Consider the following 13,002-nt stretch of genomic DNA (forward strand, 5'->3'; position numbering starts at 1 on the left):
CCGATACCACTCAGGAAAGCACTCCGCGGCCCGATTGGCCAGACCCTTGGCCTGGGTCAATTCCTGATTTTCTCGGAGAGGGCATGGGCGTGCTTCAGCAGCAGTTGCCCCAGGGCTGGCCGGCGTTCCGCGCCGAACCGCGACTCGATGCCGGTGATGCTGAGCGCCCAGGCCGGCTGCCCGGCGCCGTCAAATACGGCGGCCCCCATCCCCCAGCTCCCCGGTACGACCAGGCCCGGGTTCGTCGCATAGCCCGCGCTTCGTGTGGCTTCTATGGCCTGCCTGATGCGCTCCGGGCTGTGTTCGGGGCCGTAGTGTTCCTCAAGTTCCGCGTGCAGGAGATAACGGTCGACGGCGTCGGGCGGCATGAAGGAGAGGATGGCAAGGCCGGCAGACGCGATCCCAAGCGGGAAGCGCTTGCCCTCATAAAGGACAAACGAGCGGATCGGGAAGCTGCCCTCCTGGCGCAGCACGCAGACAGTTTCAGCGCCCCGGCGGGCGGAGAGGAACGCACTCTCTCCGGTTTCCTCTGCGATCGCCTGAACATGCTCACGCGCCAGATGGGTGATGTCATACCGTTCGGCGGCCACCGAGCCCATGAGGTAAAGCTCGGGCCCAAGATGCCACCGGCCGGACCTTGGATCATGGTCAAGGAAGCCTTCGGCGGCGAGGGACGAAAGCAAGCGATGGGCGGTGGGGCGCGCCAAACCGGTGGCGCGGGCGACATCACTCGTGCCGATGCCACGGGGCATAGCGCCACTGACGCTCCGGAGGACTTGGCCGATCCGGCCGACGACCTGGGCGCCAGGAAAGGTTCCGCTCATGTCTACATTATGGACGGTTACCTGCCTTCCGACCATATTCCGAGCAATCTTCGCGTCATACTGCCGTTCCATTGACCTTGGTTTTGGGCCGCATCTAGCCTCATGGAGACTCGACCACATAATGGACGGAGAAACCAATGGCATCAAAAATCTGGGATAGTGCCGCGGAAGCACTCGCCGGAACCATCGAGGACGGGATGACTCTGGCAGTCGGCGGCTTCGGCCTGAGTGGAATTCCACGGAACCTCATCGAAGCGGTCCGGGACAGCGGCGCCCGCAACCTGACTGTGGTGTCCAACAATATGGGCGTCGACGGCAAGGGGCTGGGCCTGCTGCTCGAGAACCATCAGGTCAGCAAGGTCCTCGCCTCCTACGTCGGGGAGAACAAGCTCTTCGCCGAGCAGTACTTGGCGGGCACACTCAACGTCGAGTTCGTGCCGCAGGGCACGCTCGCGGAACGGCTCCGGGCCGGGGGTGCCGGAGTCCCCGCGTTCTACACCCCCACGGGAGTGGGAACGCCGATCGCCGAAGGCAAACCGGAGGCTACCTTCGACGGCCGCCGGTGCATCCTGGAGCGCGGCATCGTTGCGGACATCGCCTTGGTGCGCGCCTACCAAGCCGACAGCGAAGGCAACCTGCGGTACCGGATGACCGCACGCAACTTCAATCCCCTCGTCGCATCAGCCGGCCGGCTCACCATTGCCGAAGCGGAGGAGATCGTGGACGGCTACCTCGATCCCGACGACGTAGTGACGCCCGGCGTCTTCGTCCAGCGGGTAGTCCGGACAGCAAACAACAGCAAAGACATCGAACAGCGGACTGTGCGCGTCCGCGTGGAGGCATGAACATGTGGACCCGTGATGAAATGGCCGCAATTGCGGCTGCCGAACTCGAAGACGGACAGTACGTGAACCTCGGCATCGGAATTCCGACCCTGGTGGCGAACCACCTGCCCGACGGCGTCCGGGTCACCCTCCAGAGCGAGAACGGCCTGCTCGGCATGGGCCCCTTCCCTTACGAAGGTGAGGAAGATGCCGACCTCATCAATGCGGGAAAGCAGACGGTGACGGTGCTGCCAGGCGGGAGCTTTTTCGATTCTGCGGTGTCCTTCGGAATGATCCGCGGCGGGCATGTGCAGACCGCGATCCTCGGCGCGCTGCAGGTTTCGGCCGCAGGAGACCTGGCCAACTGGACCATTCCGGGCAAGCTCGTCAAAGGCATGGGCGGCGCGATGGACCTGGTTGCCGGCACCCCGCGCGTCATTGTGATCACCGACCACGTGGCAAAGGACGGCACACCCAAGATCGTCGCGGAATGCGATCTTCCCTTGACCGGAGTCGGCGTGGTGAACCGCATCATCAGCGACCGCGCGGTCTTCGACGTCGTCGACGGCGCGTTGATCCTGCGCCAACTCGCCCCGGGACAGAGCATTGACGAACTCCGCGAACTAACCGGCGCGGCTTTCACTGTGGGCCAGGAACTCCAGGCCCTGGCGACGGCGGGAGCGGGCGCATGAGCGCACTGATCGCGGGGTACGCGCGGACGCCGTTTTCCAGGTTCAACGGACGCTTTGCCTCCATACCGGCCGTGGAGCTTGGTGCGCACGCAATCGCCGCGGCCTTGGACCGCGCCGGCATCAAACCCGGGGATGTCCAACGGGTTGTCGCCGGGCACGTCCTGCAGGGCGGCGCAGGCCAGAACCCCGCACGCCAGGCAGCCGTAGCTGCGGGCATCCCCTTGACGGTTCCCGCACTGACGCTCAACGCCGTCTGCCTGTCCGGCATGGAGGCGGTGGCGGCTGCCGCACGGCTCATCGAGCACGGCGAGGCGGACATCGTGGTGGCCTTGGGCCAGGAGTCGATGTCGCTCGCACCCCACGTCTTCAACGCGCGCACAGGCTGGAAGTACGGCTCCATCCAGGCCGTGGACACCCTTGAAAGCGACGGGTTGACCGACGCCTTCGAACAGCGGTCCATGGGCGCCTCCACCGAAGACGGCAATTCCCACTACAAGCTGGACCGCGCCACCCAGGACGCATGGGCGGCCTCCTCCCACCAGCGCGCTGCTGCACATGCGGCCTTCCACGCAGCCGAAATCGCAGCCTATACGGTCTCATCCCGGGGCGGTGGCACAGTGATTTCTGATGACGACGGCGTCAGGGCCGGAACAAGCCAGGAGCTCCTTGCGGGGCTGCGCCCGGCCTTCAGCAAGGACGGCACCATCACGGCAGGCAACTCCTCGCAGATCAGCGACGGGGCCGCCGCGCTGGTTTTGATCAGCCGCGCAGCCGCCGACAGGCTGGGCTTGTCACCCATCGCATCCGTGGAGTCCCACGCCCTCGTGGCCGGACCCGATGTCCGCCTCCACGATCAACCCGCCAACGCCATACTGGCCGCCCTCGGCAAGATCAACGCGGACGTCAAGGATCTTGCCGCCGTCGAGATCAACGAGGCTTTCGCCGCAGTGGCGGTCCGTTCCGCGCAGGTACTCGGCATTGACCAGGGCCTCATCAATGTCCGGGGCGGCGCAATAGCCTTGGGCCATCCCATCGGGGCCTCAGGGGCACGTATCGTCGGCACCCTGGCCCGGCAGCTTGCCGAAGCCGGACCGGGAAAGCTGGGAGCGGCCGGAATCTGCGGCGGGGGCGGGCAAGGTTCGGCGATCGTCCTGAGGTCCCTCTAGGCAGGAGCGCTGCCGGCCTGCCGCGTTCAGTCCTGCCACGCGGCGAGGCCCAAGCGGGCGCCGGATGCGAGGAGCGCGGCTGCGCTCCCCGCATCAACCATGAAGGTTTTGCCGTCCTTGCTGAGCAGGATCATGGAGCCGAGGTGCACGACGTCGGTCAGTATCTGATCCCAGTGACGGTACTGGACGTCGTGCCCTTCTCCGCTGTAAATGCGTTCCACGATGTCGCGCCCTGCTTTGCCGGAGTGAAGCGCCTTGCGCCACCGCCCGATATGTTCCACCGGGACGAGGGCGTCTTCACTGCCCCAGTACATGAACACTGGCGACTCCAGGCGTGAAAGGTCCGGCAGCGGCGATTCCGCGTACAACTCGAAGGCCTGCCGCAATCCCTCCGGCGGGGTATCCCTGCCCCGGGCAAAGACCGCACGGACCGCCTCTTCCACCGCGGAGTCCACGAAGCCGGAAATCCGATGGACGGCGCTGCCGGCCGGGAACATCCACCAGGACACCGGGTCTGCGGCTACGTCCCCGAGATCGAAAGTGATGCCCTTTGCGCCGATGGATTCGGCATACGCACACGCCAAGTGGAGCGAGCGCACGCGTTCCGGGCAAGCGACGGCGAGGTGTGCCGCATAAGGTCCCCCGCCGGATATAGCCACTATTGACGCGCTGCCGATTCCCAGGACATCGAGCAGGGACCATACGTCGGCGGTGTATTCCTTGAAGCCTACGGCCGGGTTGAAGGCGGTCTGGCCCAGCCCGTTACGTTCGACCGAGATCACCCGCACGCCCAGCTCTTCCCTGAACGAACGGGCGAACTCCATCAGCCGGAACGCGCGCACAGTGGTTCCGGCTCCACCCAGGAAAATGAGCGGAACAGCCGTGCGGGGGCCTTCATCAATGAAGTGGATTCTCCGCCCGGACACAAGCTCGGCGCTACGCACCTCAGGCCCTAATGAATCGAAGCCGGCCTGTCCGACGTCGATACGAACACGCGGCCCGATCCCAGCTTTCATGGAGCTTCCTCCTCCTCAGCAAAGTATTGCGCGTCACATTATCGCAAGATTGACTGAATCGAAATTAAACTCTTGCCATAATCGCAAGTCGGCCCCTAAGGTCGAGCCATGGCAACAACCACCCCGGAGAACGCGCAGCTCGCTGAACGCGCCCGCCTGTCGATCCAGAATTCAGGCTTGGTCCAGCGGGAAGTGGCCAGGCACATCGGCCTCGATGAAACCAAGCTGTCCAAGTCGCTGGCCGGCACGCGCCGCTTCCGCCCCACGGAACTGATCGATCTGGCCGATGTCACAGGAGTGACCGTGAACTGGCTGATGTCGGGTTCGGACCATACCCGGGGCGTGTCCGTACCTCCGCCTTCGAAGATCCTGCCAACCCGGCATGTCGAAAACAGGGACCACGCACAAAAAAGGCGGTCCATCATCGAAAAGGCCTGGTGGTTGCTGGCCCGGCGAGGGTATTCCTCGGTCCGGATCGCAGACATCGCGGCTGCTTGCGGCGTGAGCACCGCAAGCGTGCACTACTACTTCCCCACCAAAAGGGAAGTCTTCGCCGAAGCTCTCCGCTATTCCGTGAAGCTGGCCTTTGACCGCCAGATCGCTGAGCTCCACGCCATCACGGAGCCGGTAAGCCGCCTCAAGCGGCTCGTCGAGCTCCAGTTGCCGGCCGGAGACCGGGGCCGGGCCGAATGGTCCATCTGGCTGCAGACCTGGTCCTACGTGGCAGTGGACGAATCCGGCAAGGAAAACCACGCCCAAGGCTACCGGCGCTGGATCCAGACCGTGGAAGACGCCATCGCCTTTGGCCAGCAGGCCGGCGTTTTCGTCGACGTGCCCTCCGCCGACCTGGCGTTGGAGCTGACCAGCCTCATGGACGGCCTCGGCATCAAGGTGCTGACCGGAATGCTGACTTCGGATCAGATGCACCAACAAATCGAAAGCTTTATCGACCGCAATATCGTCAAACCCAAAGGGAGTAACCAATGAATCGCAAGGTCGTTGTCACCTGCGCCCTCACCGGCGCAGGTGACACCACGGGCAAAAGCGAGCACGTTCCCGTCACCCCCGAAGAAATCGCGCAGGACGCCATCGCAGCCGCCCGCGCGGGAGCTTCGGTTGTCCATATCCACGTCCGCGATATCGAAACCAAGCAAGGCTCGCGGGACGTGGCCCTTTACCGCGAGGTCGTGCGCCTGGTCCGGGAAAGTGACGTCGACCCTGTCATCAACCTGACCGCCGGAATGGGCGGAGACCTGTTCCTCGATCCCGGAGAGCCGACCAAGCAACTTCCCGGCACTGACCTGGTGAACGCGCTGGAACGCCTGGCCCACGTAGAAGAACTCCGACCGGAAATCTGCACCATTGATTGCGGCTCGCTGAACTTCGGGGAAGGCAGCCAGCTCTACGTCAGCACCCCGGACATGCTGCGTGAGGGCGCAGCACGCATCAAGGACCTCGGCGTCAAGCCGGAAATGGAAATCTTCGATACCGGGAACCTGTGGTTCGCCAACATCATGGTTGAAGAGGGCCTCATCGCCCCTCCGCCGCTCTACCAGCTCTGCATGGGCATTCCGTACGGGGCTCCCGTCAACGCCGGGCTCCTCCAGGCAATGGTGAACATGCTCCCGCAAGGAGCGCAGTGGACGTCCTTTGCCATTGGACGCGACCAGTTGCCGTGGGTTGCGCAATCCGTGCTTCTGGGCGGCCACGTACGGGTTGGCCTTGAAGACAACCTCTACCTCAGCAAAGGCGTCAAAGCGACGAATGCGCAACTGACCGAGCGCGCCATCCAGATCGTGAACGACCTTGGCTCTTCCGTGGCCACCCCGGATGAAGCCCGCGAAATCCTCCAGCTCGAAAAGAAGGCCTGACCTATGTCGACACTCGATTTCACTCCCCTGTCCATGCACGACGTCGACACCGTTGCCTGTGTGGGCATCGGCACCATCGGCGGCGGCTGGGCCGCATACTTCCTGGCCCAGGGCTACCGGGTCAAGGCGTGGGACCCCGCCCCGGACGCCGAAGCCAAGCTTCGCCGCCTCATTGATGCGGCTTGGCCCGCCCTGACCAAGCTCGGACTCGCCCCGAACGCTTCGAAGGACAACTTCACCGTCCACTCCGACCTCGCCGAGGCGGTCGCCGGTGCCGGCTTCGTCCAGGAAAGCGCCCCCGAAATCCTTGACCTCAAGCGCTCCCTGCTGGCACAGATCGATGCCGTCACCCCCGAAAACGTCGTCATCGCTTCGTCCACGTCCGGGTACGGCATGACGGAGATGGCGACCGAAGCCGCCAACCCGTCCCGGCTCGTCGTCGGCCATCCCTTCAACCCGCCGTACCTCATTCCCCTGGTTGAGGTCGTCGGAGGCGAAGCAACTTCCTCGGAGGCAGTGAAGTGGGCCTCTGCTTGGTACGAGCACATCGGCAAGTCCGTGATCACCATGGACCGCGAGGTGCCGGGGTTCATCGCGAACCGCCTGCAGGAAGCACTGTGGCGGGAAGCGCTGCACATGGTGGACAACGGCGAAGCCACCGTCGAACAGATCGACCTGGCGATCACAGACGGGCCGGGCCTCCGTTGGCCCCTGCAGGGCCCCATGCTCACCTTCCACCTGGCGGGCGGCGAAGGCGGCATGGCACACATGCTTGACCACTTCGGTCCTTCGCTGAAATCGCCGTGGACCCGCCTGGACGCCCCGGAACTGACCCCGAAGCTGCGGGACGCGGTGATTGCCGGTTGCGACGAAGAAATCGGAGACAAGTCGTTCCTGGAACTCGTTGCCGAGCGGGACGAAGCGATCATTGCCATCCGGAACGCGATCGCTGCGCTGAAAGCAGCCCAGTGACCGGCACAGCGACGGAGGTTCTTCCTGCGTACCGGTGCACCGTGCTGCCGGAGTGGATTGACTACAACGGCCATATGTCCGAAGCCTTCTACGTCCTGGTGTTTGGTTTCGCCACCGACCAGGTCATGGACGAGTTGGGCATGGACGAGGACTACCGCGGGGAAACCCGGAGTTCGCTCTACACCGTCGAAGCCCACATCAGGTACCTCCAGGAAACCGGGCTCGGCGCCGAGCTGACAGTCACGACGGTCGTCGTCGGCTCCGGGCCGAAAAAACTGCACCTCGCGCACGAACTGCGCTGCGGCGATCAACTGCTTGCGACCGAGGAAATCCTGGCACTCCACGTCAACACCCTCACGGGGCGCAGCGAACCATTTCCGCAAGCCGTCAGCGCCAACATCGCCACCCACATCAGCGGAAGGCCCACGCCGGAGTGGGTCGGCCGGAAAGTGACGGCGTAGGAGTTTTACGTCTTCAGAAAGAAGGATCAGTGAAACCAGCATCACCACCACACGGGCTGTCTGGGGGAACACCCGCACAATTGAGCCGGAGGCTCCTGCTCGGGACCGGTATGGCGCTCGGGCTTGGCGGCCTTCTGACGGCCTGCCGCGGCAGCCAGCCCAACGTCCTTGCGAACGTCGCAGGTCCACCCCGGACCGGAGGCAGGCTGCGCGTGGGACTGTCGGGAGGTGGCGCGGCAGACAGCCTGGATGCGCATTCTCCCGTCAGCACCACCGACATTGCCCGGGTACTCAACCTCTATGAAGGCCTGCTCTACCGGGACGAAAACTACAAACTCCAGCCCTTGCTGGCGACCCGGGCAACCCCCTCGCCCGATGCCAAGGTCTGGACCGTTGACCTCCGCACTGACGTAAAGTTCCACGACGGCAGGCGCATGACGGGCCGCGATGTGGCTGCCACGTTCAAGCGCATTACCGACCCCAAGAGTCCCAAAACCGGGGCGTCATCCCTGGCAATTCTTGACAAGGTGGTGGTGCTGGACGATTTCAAGGTCGAATTCCGCCTCAACACCCCCACCGCTACCTTCGATGATTCCCTCGGCCAGTACTCGCTTGGCATCGTCCCGGAAGACTACGATCCGGCCCGCCCGATCGGCACAGGTCCCTTCAAATACTCGTCGTTCTCCCCCGGCCGGAGCAGCCTCTTTGTCCGGAACCACAAGTACTGGCGAAACAATGAGCCGTATCTGGACGAACTCGAAATCCTCAACTTCAACGACAACGACGCACTCATCAATGCACTCCTCTCCACCCAGGTGGACGCAATCGGCCAGATTCCCCTGGCACTGCTGGAAGTCATCGACGCCGACCCGCGGATCAGCATCCTCAACTCCGAGACGGGCATGTGGATGCCGTTCAGCATGCGTGTGGACAGGCCGCCCTTCAATGACAACCGCGTGCGCCAGGCTTTCCGCCTGGTAGTGGACAGGGAGCAGATGATCGAACAGGTACTCAGTGGAAACGGGCGGGTCGGCAACGATCTTTACTCTCCATTCGATCCGGGCTTCGCCTCCCACCTGCCTCAGCGGGTCCAGAACATCCAGAAGGCAAAGGAGCTGCTGGCCCAGGCCGGATATCCCAACGGCCTCAGCGTCGAACTTGTCACTGCTCCCATTCAGGCGGGAGCGGTGGAAGCTGCCCAGGTGTTTGCCGAACAGGCAGCAGCAGCCGGCATCAAGGTCAAGCTGCGCAAGGTGGACACGACGACATTCTTCGGCGACGGATACCTCACCTGGGACTTCGCGCAGTCGTTCTGGTACTCCCGGAATTTCCTGCCGCAGGTCAATAACAGTTCCCTGACCACTTCCCCGTTCAACGAGACCCATTGGAACCACCCCGAATTCGCCCGGCTGGTCGCCAAGGCCAATGTCACCGTGGACGCGAAAGAACGCAACAAGCTGATTTCGCAGGCACAGGAAATCGAATACAACGAGGGCGGTTACATCATCTGGGGCCACCCGAACCAGGCAGATGCGTATCAGCAATACGTGGCCGGACTCGTGCCCAGCCGCACCGGCCTTGCCCTCTCGGGCTTTGAGTTCCGCCGCGTCTGGTTGGGAGAAACCAAATGACACAGCTGATTCTTCGCCGGCTGGCAACCAGCGTGCTGATCCTGCTGGCCGTGTCCCTTCTCGTCTTCATCGCAACGCTCCTGCTGCCCGGGGACCCTGCCCAGGCGATCCTCGGACAACAGGCAACGCCCGAACGGCTGGCCGCGCTCCGCGAGCAGATGCACCTCAATGACCCCGTCTGGCAGCGCTACCTGTCATGGCTCGGCGGACTCGCCGTCGGGAACTTCGGAATGTCCGCCGCCTCAGGTGGCGCTGTCACCGCGCTGCTCGGCGAGCGGATCGGCGCGTCCCTGGTACTGCTGCTCGCCGCAGCGGTGATCAGCATTCCCTTGGGCCTGCTGCTGGGAAGCTACAGTGCACTGCGCAAAGGCCGCGCGGGCGACCACATCACCACTGGCGCGAGCCTGGTGCTCGCCGCGCTTCCCGAGTTCGTGATCGGCATTTCGCTCATCACGGTCTTCTCAACAACCATCTTCCCCATCCTGCCGTCCGTGACCATGGCCCCGCCCGGCGAAGCGGTGTGGAATTATCCGAGCCAGTTGGTCCTTCCGACATTCACCCTCGTCCTCATGGTCACTCCCTATATCGCCCGGATGATGAGGGCCACCATGCTGGAGGTCCTGGATTCGGGCTATGTGGAGATGGCCCGGCTGAAGGGCGTGCCCGAAGGCCAAGTCATCCTGCGCCACGCCTTGCCGCATGCACTCTCGCCGGTGGCCCAGGTAATTGCCATCCAGCTGGCATGGATGGCCGGCGGAGTGGTCGTGGTCGAATTCCTCTTCCGCTACCCCGGAATCGGCCAGGCGCTCGTGGATGCCGTCGCCAACCGGGACGTCCAGGTGGTGCAGACGCTGTCGATCCTGATCGCGGCGGTGTACATCGTGGTCAACCTCCTCGCCGACGTCGTCGGTATCCTCACCAATCCCAAACTACGCACGGGAGGCGCCCGATGAGCGTCATCGATGCACCACGGCTCGTCGAGCCGGAAGCGAAGGTCCGGAAGGGCACGTTCCACCGTTTCATCCGCCAGCGCCAGGCGAAAATCGGCATCGCCCTGACCGCCGCCGTCGTCCTGCTTGCACTGCTGGGCCCGCTTCTGCTCCCCTGGGCAACCGGATACACCAGTACGGAATTCGCGGGCCGGCCGTTCAAGCCGGAGGGACTGCTGGGAACGGACAACCTGGGGCGTGACGTCCTCACCCGGTTCCTCGACGGCGGCCTGCGGCTGCTCCTGTTTGCCGGGCTTGCCACGCTGTTGGGCATGGTGATCGGAGGCTTGTGCGGCATGGTCGCGGCCTATCGGGGCGGCTGGGTGGACAGCGCCATCATGCGCACCAACGACATCCTCCTGGCCCTGCCCCAACTGGTCTTCGCGCTGCTGGCCATCACGGTCCTTGGCCCGCAGCCCTGGGTGCTGGTTGCCGTGATCGGCATTACCCACGCGCCGAGGATCGCGCGGGTCACCCGCGCCGCCACCTTGGCCGTGGTGACGGAGGACTTCATTCGGGCATCGGAGATGTATGCCGTTCCCAAATGGAAGATCGTGGTCCAGGACGTGCTGCCCAACATCACCGGCCCCCTCATGGTGGAACTGGGCCTGCGCATGACCTATTCAATCGGGGCCTTGGCCTCTCTGTCGTTCCTGGGCCTCGGCATGCAGCCACCCACCGCCGACTGGGGCCTGATGATCAACGAAAACCGGATCGCACTGGCGGTCCAGCCGTGGGGCGTCATCCTGCCTGTGCTGGCGATCGCCGTCCTGACCGTCGGAACCAACCTGATTACCGATTCACTGGCCAGGGCATCGGCCAGCCTGAACGTGGGAGAGAGCAAATGAGCACTTCCGTCGTGGAACCCCCGACCACCACCAAACCTGTCCTGAGTGCCCAGGACCTCCGGATTTCCACTACCTCGGGCCAGGAAATCCTGCACGGAGTATCCTTCACCCTGCAGCCCGGCAAGATCCTGGCCCTCGTGGGCGAGTCCGGTTCGGGCAAGACGACGGCGGGCCTGGCCTGCCTGGGCCATTTCCGGCAGGGCTTGAAGCACACCGGCGGCGAAATCCATCTCGCCGGAACGGGCAACACCGGCAGCATCCTGGATTTGCCGGAACAGGAACGCCGCAAGCTCCGGGGCGGTTCGATCTCCTACGTGCCGCAGGACCCTGCCCTGTCCTTGAACCCCGCGATGCCGATCGGCCGGCAGATCGCAGAGGTCCTGCAGGTCCAGCACTATGGCCGCTCCGAGGAAGAGCGGAGCGCGCGGGTCGCGGAGGTGCTGGCCGAAGTCGGCCTGAACAATTCTCCGGCCTATCAGCGCCGCTATCCGCACCAGCTTTCCGGCGGCCAGCAACAGCGGGTAGGCATCGCCATGGCATTCGCCTGCAGGCCCTCGGTGCTGGTCCTCGATGAACCGACCACAGGCCTGGATGTGACCACGCAGGCCCTGGTGCTGCAGACCATTGCGGAATTGACCGAACGCCATGGAGTCGCAGGGCTCTACATCACTCATGACCTGGCCGTCGTGGCGAAAATCGCCGACGAAGTGGTCGTCATGCTTTCAGGCGAAGTGGTCGAAAAAGGCCCCGCGGCCGAGGTGCTCTATCAGCCGCAGCATGACTACACGCGGAAACTGCTCAGCGCCGTTCCCGACCTGGCCGGAAAGCGGCAGGTGGGCCGGGTTGCGGTCATCACCGGGGAGCATCCCGTCGTCGGCCGTGAATCCACCGCGGCGGCGGCCGCCCGGCAGCAGCTTTCCACCCCGCCAACCACGGACGGCGGCAAACTGCTGGAGGTCACAGGACTGAAGCTTTCCTACGGGAAAACCCAGGTGCTGGACGGGATCGATTTCAGCTTGGCCAAGGGCGAGTCGATGATGCTCCTCGGCGAGTCCGGGTCGGGCAAGACCACCCTTTCCCGCTGCATTGCAGGGCTCAATGACGACTACAAGGGAACGGTGCGCCTCAACGGGGAGGAACTCCGCCCCGGCACCCGGGCACGGACACCCGAGCAGCGCCAGCAGGTCCAGTACGTCTTCCAGAGCCCCTTCTCGTCATTGAATCCCCGACGGACCATCTGCGAATCAGTCGAAGTCCCTCTGCAGATGTCCGGCACTTTGAACCGGAAGCAGCGGCGGATCCGCGTCCGTGAAGCGCTCGATCAGGTCCGCCTGGGCGAAAGCTACCTGGACCGCCGGCCGGGAGACCTCAGCGGAGGCCAGCGCCAACGCGTGGCCATTGCCCGGGCCCTCGTCAACGCGCCGCAACTCCTGGTCTGCGATGAAATCACCTCGGCACTTGATGTTTCGGTGCAGGCGTCCATCATTGACCTGCTGCGCACGCTGCAGGCCGAAACCGGTATGTCCATGCTGTTTGTCACGCACAACATCTGCCTGGCCCGCCATATCTCCCAGCGGATGGCGGTCCTGCAGCAAGGTCGGATCGTCGATCTCGGCAGCACGGACGAGGTGTTGCAGCGCCCCCGGCATGAGTACACCAGGGAACTGCTCGCCAACGTCCCCACGCTCTAGGCCCGTTGGGCTTGTAC

Annotated in this window: 13 protein-coding genes; 11 read left to right on the forward strand and 2 right to left on the reverse strand. The window is 64.2% G+C overall.

Features of this window, described 5'->3' with window-relative positions; genetic code table 11:
* Window positions 1-56: 56 nt before the first annotated feature.
* Window positions 57-824 carry an IclR family transcriptional regulator gene (locus tag BIU82_RS03910; RefSeq protein ID WP_070348243.1) on the reverse strand — a complete coding sequence of 256 codons (768 nt, stop codon included), beginning with the start codon at window positions 822-824 and terminating at the stop codon, window positions 57-59.
* A 137-nt stretch (window positions 825-961) separates the two neighbouring features.
* Between BIU82_RS03910 and BIU82_RS03915 the strand changes: the two genes are divergently transcribed.
* Genes BIU82_RS03915 through BIU82_RS03925 form a run of 3 tightly spaced genes read left to right on the forward strand, consistent with a single transcriptional unit; the run spans window position 962 to window position 3,506 of the window.
* The gene (locus BIU82_RS03915) at window positions 962-1,669 is read left to right on the forward strand and encodes a CoA transferase subunit A (RefSeq protein ID WP_070348166.1); all 708 of its coding nucleotides are present in this window, start codon (window positions 962-964) and stop codon (window positions 1,667-1,669) included.
* Between the two features lie 2 nt (window positions 1,670-1,671).
* Entirely contained in the window at window positions 1,672-2,340 is a 669-nt protein-coding gene (locus BIU82_RS03920) for a CoA transferase subunit B (RefSeq protein ID WP_070348167.1), read from the forward strand.
* Window positions 2,337-3,506 (forward strand): acetyl-CoA C-acyltransferase, encoded by a 1,170-nt coding sequence (locus BIU82_RS03925; protein WP_070348168.1) that lies wholly within the window; start codon window positions 2,337-2,339, stop codon window positions 3,504-3,506. The genes BIU82_RS03920 and BIU82_RS03925 overlap by 4 nt, the downstream gene beginning before the upstream one ends.
* 26 nt (window positions 3,507-3,532) lie before the next feature.
* Here BIU82_RS03925 and BIU82_RS03930 read toward each other — a convergent pair whose 3' ends face one another.
* Window positions 3,533-4,522: an alpha/beta fold hydrolase gene (locus tag BIU82_RS03930; protein WP_139146498.1), complete on the reverse strand. Its 990-nt coding sequence runs from the start codon at window positions 4,520-4,522 to the stop codon at window positions 3,533-3,535.
* Window positions 4,523-4,630: 108 nt separating this feature from the next.
* Between BIU82_RS03930 and BIU82_RS03935 the strand changes: the two genes are divergently transcribed.
* The 8 genes from BIU82_RS03935 (at window position 4,631) to BIU82_RS03970 (ending at window position 12,985) form a co-directional block, all read left to right on the forward strand.
* A complete protein-coding gene (locus tag BIU82_RS03935; protein WP_070348170.1) occupies window positions 4,631-5,509 on the forward strand; it encodes a TetR/AcrR family transcriptional regulator in 879 nt (292 codons plus the stop codon).
* Entirely contained in the window at window positions 5,506-6,393 is an 888-nt protein-coding gene (locus BIU82_RS03940; RefSeq protein ID WP_070348171.1) for a 3-keto-5-aminohexanoate cleavage protein, read from the forward strand. Before BIU82_RS03935 ends, BIU82_RS03940 begins: the two co-directional genes overlap by 4 nt.
* Before the next feature lie 3 nt (window positions 6,394-6,396).
* Window positions 6,397-7,365 carry a 3-hydroxyacyl-CoA dehydrogenase NAD-binding domain-containing protein gene (locus tag BIU82_RS03945; protein WP_070348172.1) on the forward strand — a complete coding sequence of 323 codons (969 nt, stop codon included), beginning with the start codon at window positions 6,397-6,399 and terminating at the stop codon, window positions 7,363-7,365.
* Window positions 7,362-7,826, forward strand: coding sequence for a thioesterase family protein (locus tag BIU82_RS03950; protein ID WP_070348173.1), 465 nt, complete (start codon window positions 7,362-7,364; stop codon window positions 7,824-7,826). The genes BIU82_RS03945 and BIU82_RS03950 overlap by 4 nt, the downstream gene beginning before the upstream one ends.
* A 212-nt stretch (window positions 7,827-8,038) precedes the next feature.
* Complete coding sequence (locus BIU82_RS03955; RefSeq protein ID WP_363968079.1) at window positions 8,039-9,457, forward strand: ABC transporter substrate-binding protein; 1,419 nt, start codon at window positions 8,039-8,041, stop codon at window positions 9,455-9,457.
* Window positions 9,454-10,410 carry an ABC transporter permease gene (locus BIU82_RS03960; RefSeq protein ID WP_070348175.1) on the forward strand — a complete coding sequence of 319 codons (957 nt, stop codon included), beginning with the start codon at window positions 9,454-9,456 and terminating at the stop codon, window positions 10,408-10,410. Before BIU82_RS03955 ends, BIU82_RS03960 begins: the two co-directional genes overlap by 4 nt.
* Window positions 10,407-11,294 carry an ABC transporter permease gene (locus BIU82_RS03965; RefSeq protein ID WP_070348176.1) on the forward strand — a complete coding sequence of 296 codons (888 nt, stop codon included), beginning with the start codon at window positions 10,407-10,409 and terminating at the stop codon, window positions 11,292-11,294. The genes BIU82_RS03960 and BIU82_RS03965 overlap by 4 nt, the downstream gene beginning before the upstream one ends.
* Window positions 11,291-12,985, forward strand: coding sequence for an ABC transporter ATP-binding protein (locus tag BIU82_RS03970; protein WP_070348177.1), 1,695 nt, complete (start codon window positions 11,291-11,293; stop codon window positions 12,983-12,985). Before BIU82_RS03965 ends, BIU82_RS03970 begins: the two co-directional genes overlap by 4 nt.
* Window positions 12,986-13,002: the final 17 nt, after the last annotated feature.

The organism is Arthrobacter sp. SW1, from assembly GCF_001766675.1.
Lineage (GTDB): Bacteria > Actinomycetota > Actinomycetes > Actinomycetales > Micrococcaceae > Arthrobacter.

Excerpts from the sequence above, each read along its gene's own strand:
- BIU82_RS03935 (WP_070348170.1), top strand. The coding sequence starts at position 4,631 with ATGGCAACAACCACCCCGGAGAACGCGCAGCTCGCTGAACGCGCCCGC.
- BIU82_RS03965 (WP_070348176.1), top strand. The coding sequence starts at position 10,407 with ATGAGCGTCATCGATGCACCACGGCTCGTCGAGCCGGAAGCGAAGGTC.
- BIU82_RS03920 (WP_070348167.1), top strand. The coding sequence starts at position 1,672 with ATGTGGACCCGTGATGAAATGGCCGCAATTGCGGCTGCCGAACTCGAA.
- BIU82_RS03930 (WP_139146498.1), bottom strand. The coding sequence starts at position 4,522 with ATGAAAGCTGGGATCGGGCCGCGTGTTCGTATCGACGTCGGACAGGCC.
- BIU82_RS03970 (WP_070348177.1), top strand. The coding sequence starts at position 11,291 with ATGAGCACTTCCGTCGTGGAACCCCCGACCACCACCAAACCTGTCCTG.
- BIU82_RS03960 (WP_070348175.1), top strand. The coding sequence starts at position 9,454 with ATGACACAGCTGATTCTTCGCCGGCTGGCAACCAGCGTGCTGATCCTG.
- BIU82_RS03915 (WP_070348166.1), top strand. The coding sequence starts at position 962 with ATGGCATCAAAAATCTGGGATAGTGCCGCGGAAGCACTCGCCGGAACC.
- BIU82_RS03940 (WP_070348171.1), top strand. The coding sequence starts at position 5,506 with ATGAATCGCAAGGTCGTTGTCACCTGCGCCCTCACCGGCGCAGGTGAC.
- BIU82_RS03945 (WP_070348172.1), top strand. The coding sequence starts at position 6,397 with ATGTCGACACTCGATTTCACTCCCCTGTCCATGCACGACGTCGACACC.
- BIU82_RS03925 (WP_070348168.1), top strand. The coding sequence starts at position 2,337 with ATGAGCGCACTGATCGCGGGGTACGCGCGGACGCCGTTTTCCAGGTTC.
- BIU82_RS03910 (WP_070348243.1), bottom strand. The coding sequence starts at position 824 with ATGAGCGGAACCTTTCCTGGCGCCCAGGTCGTCGGCCGGATCGGCCAA.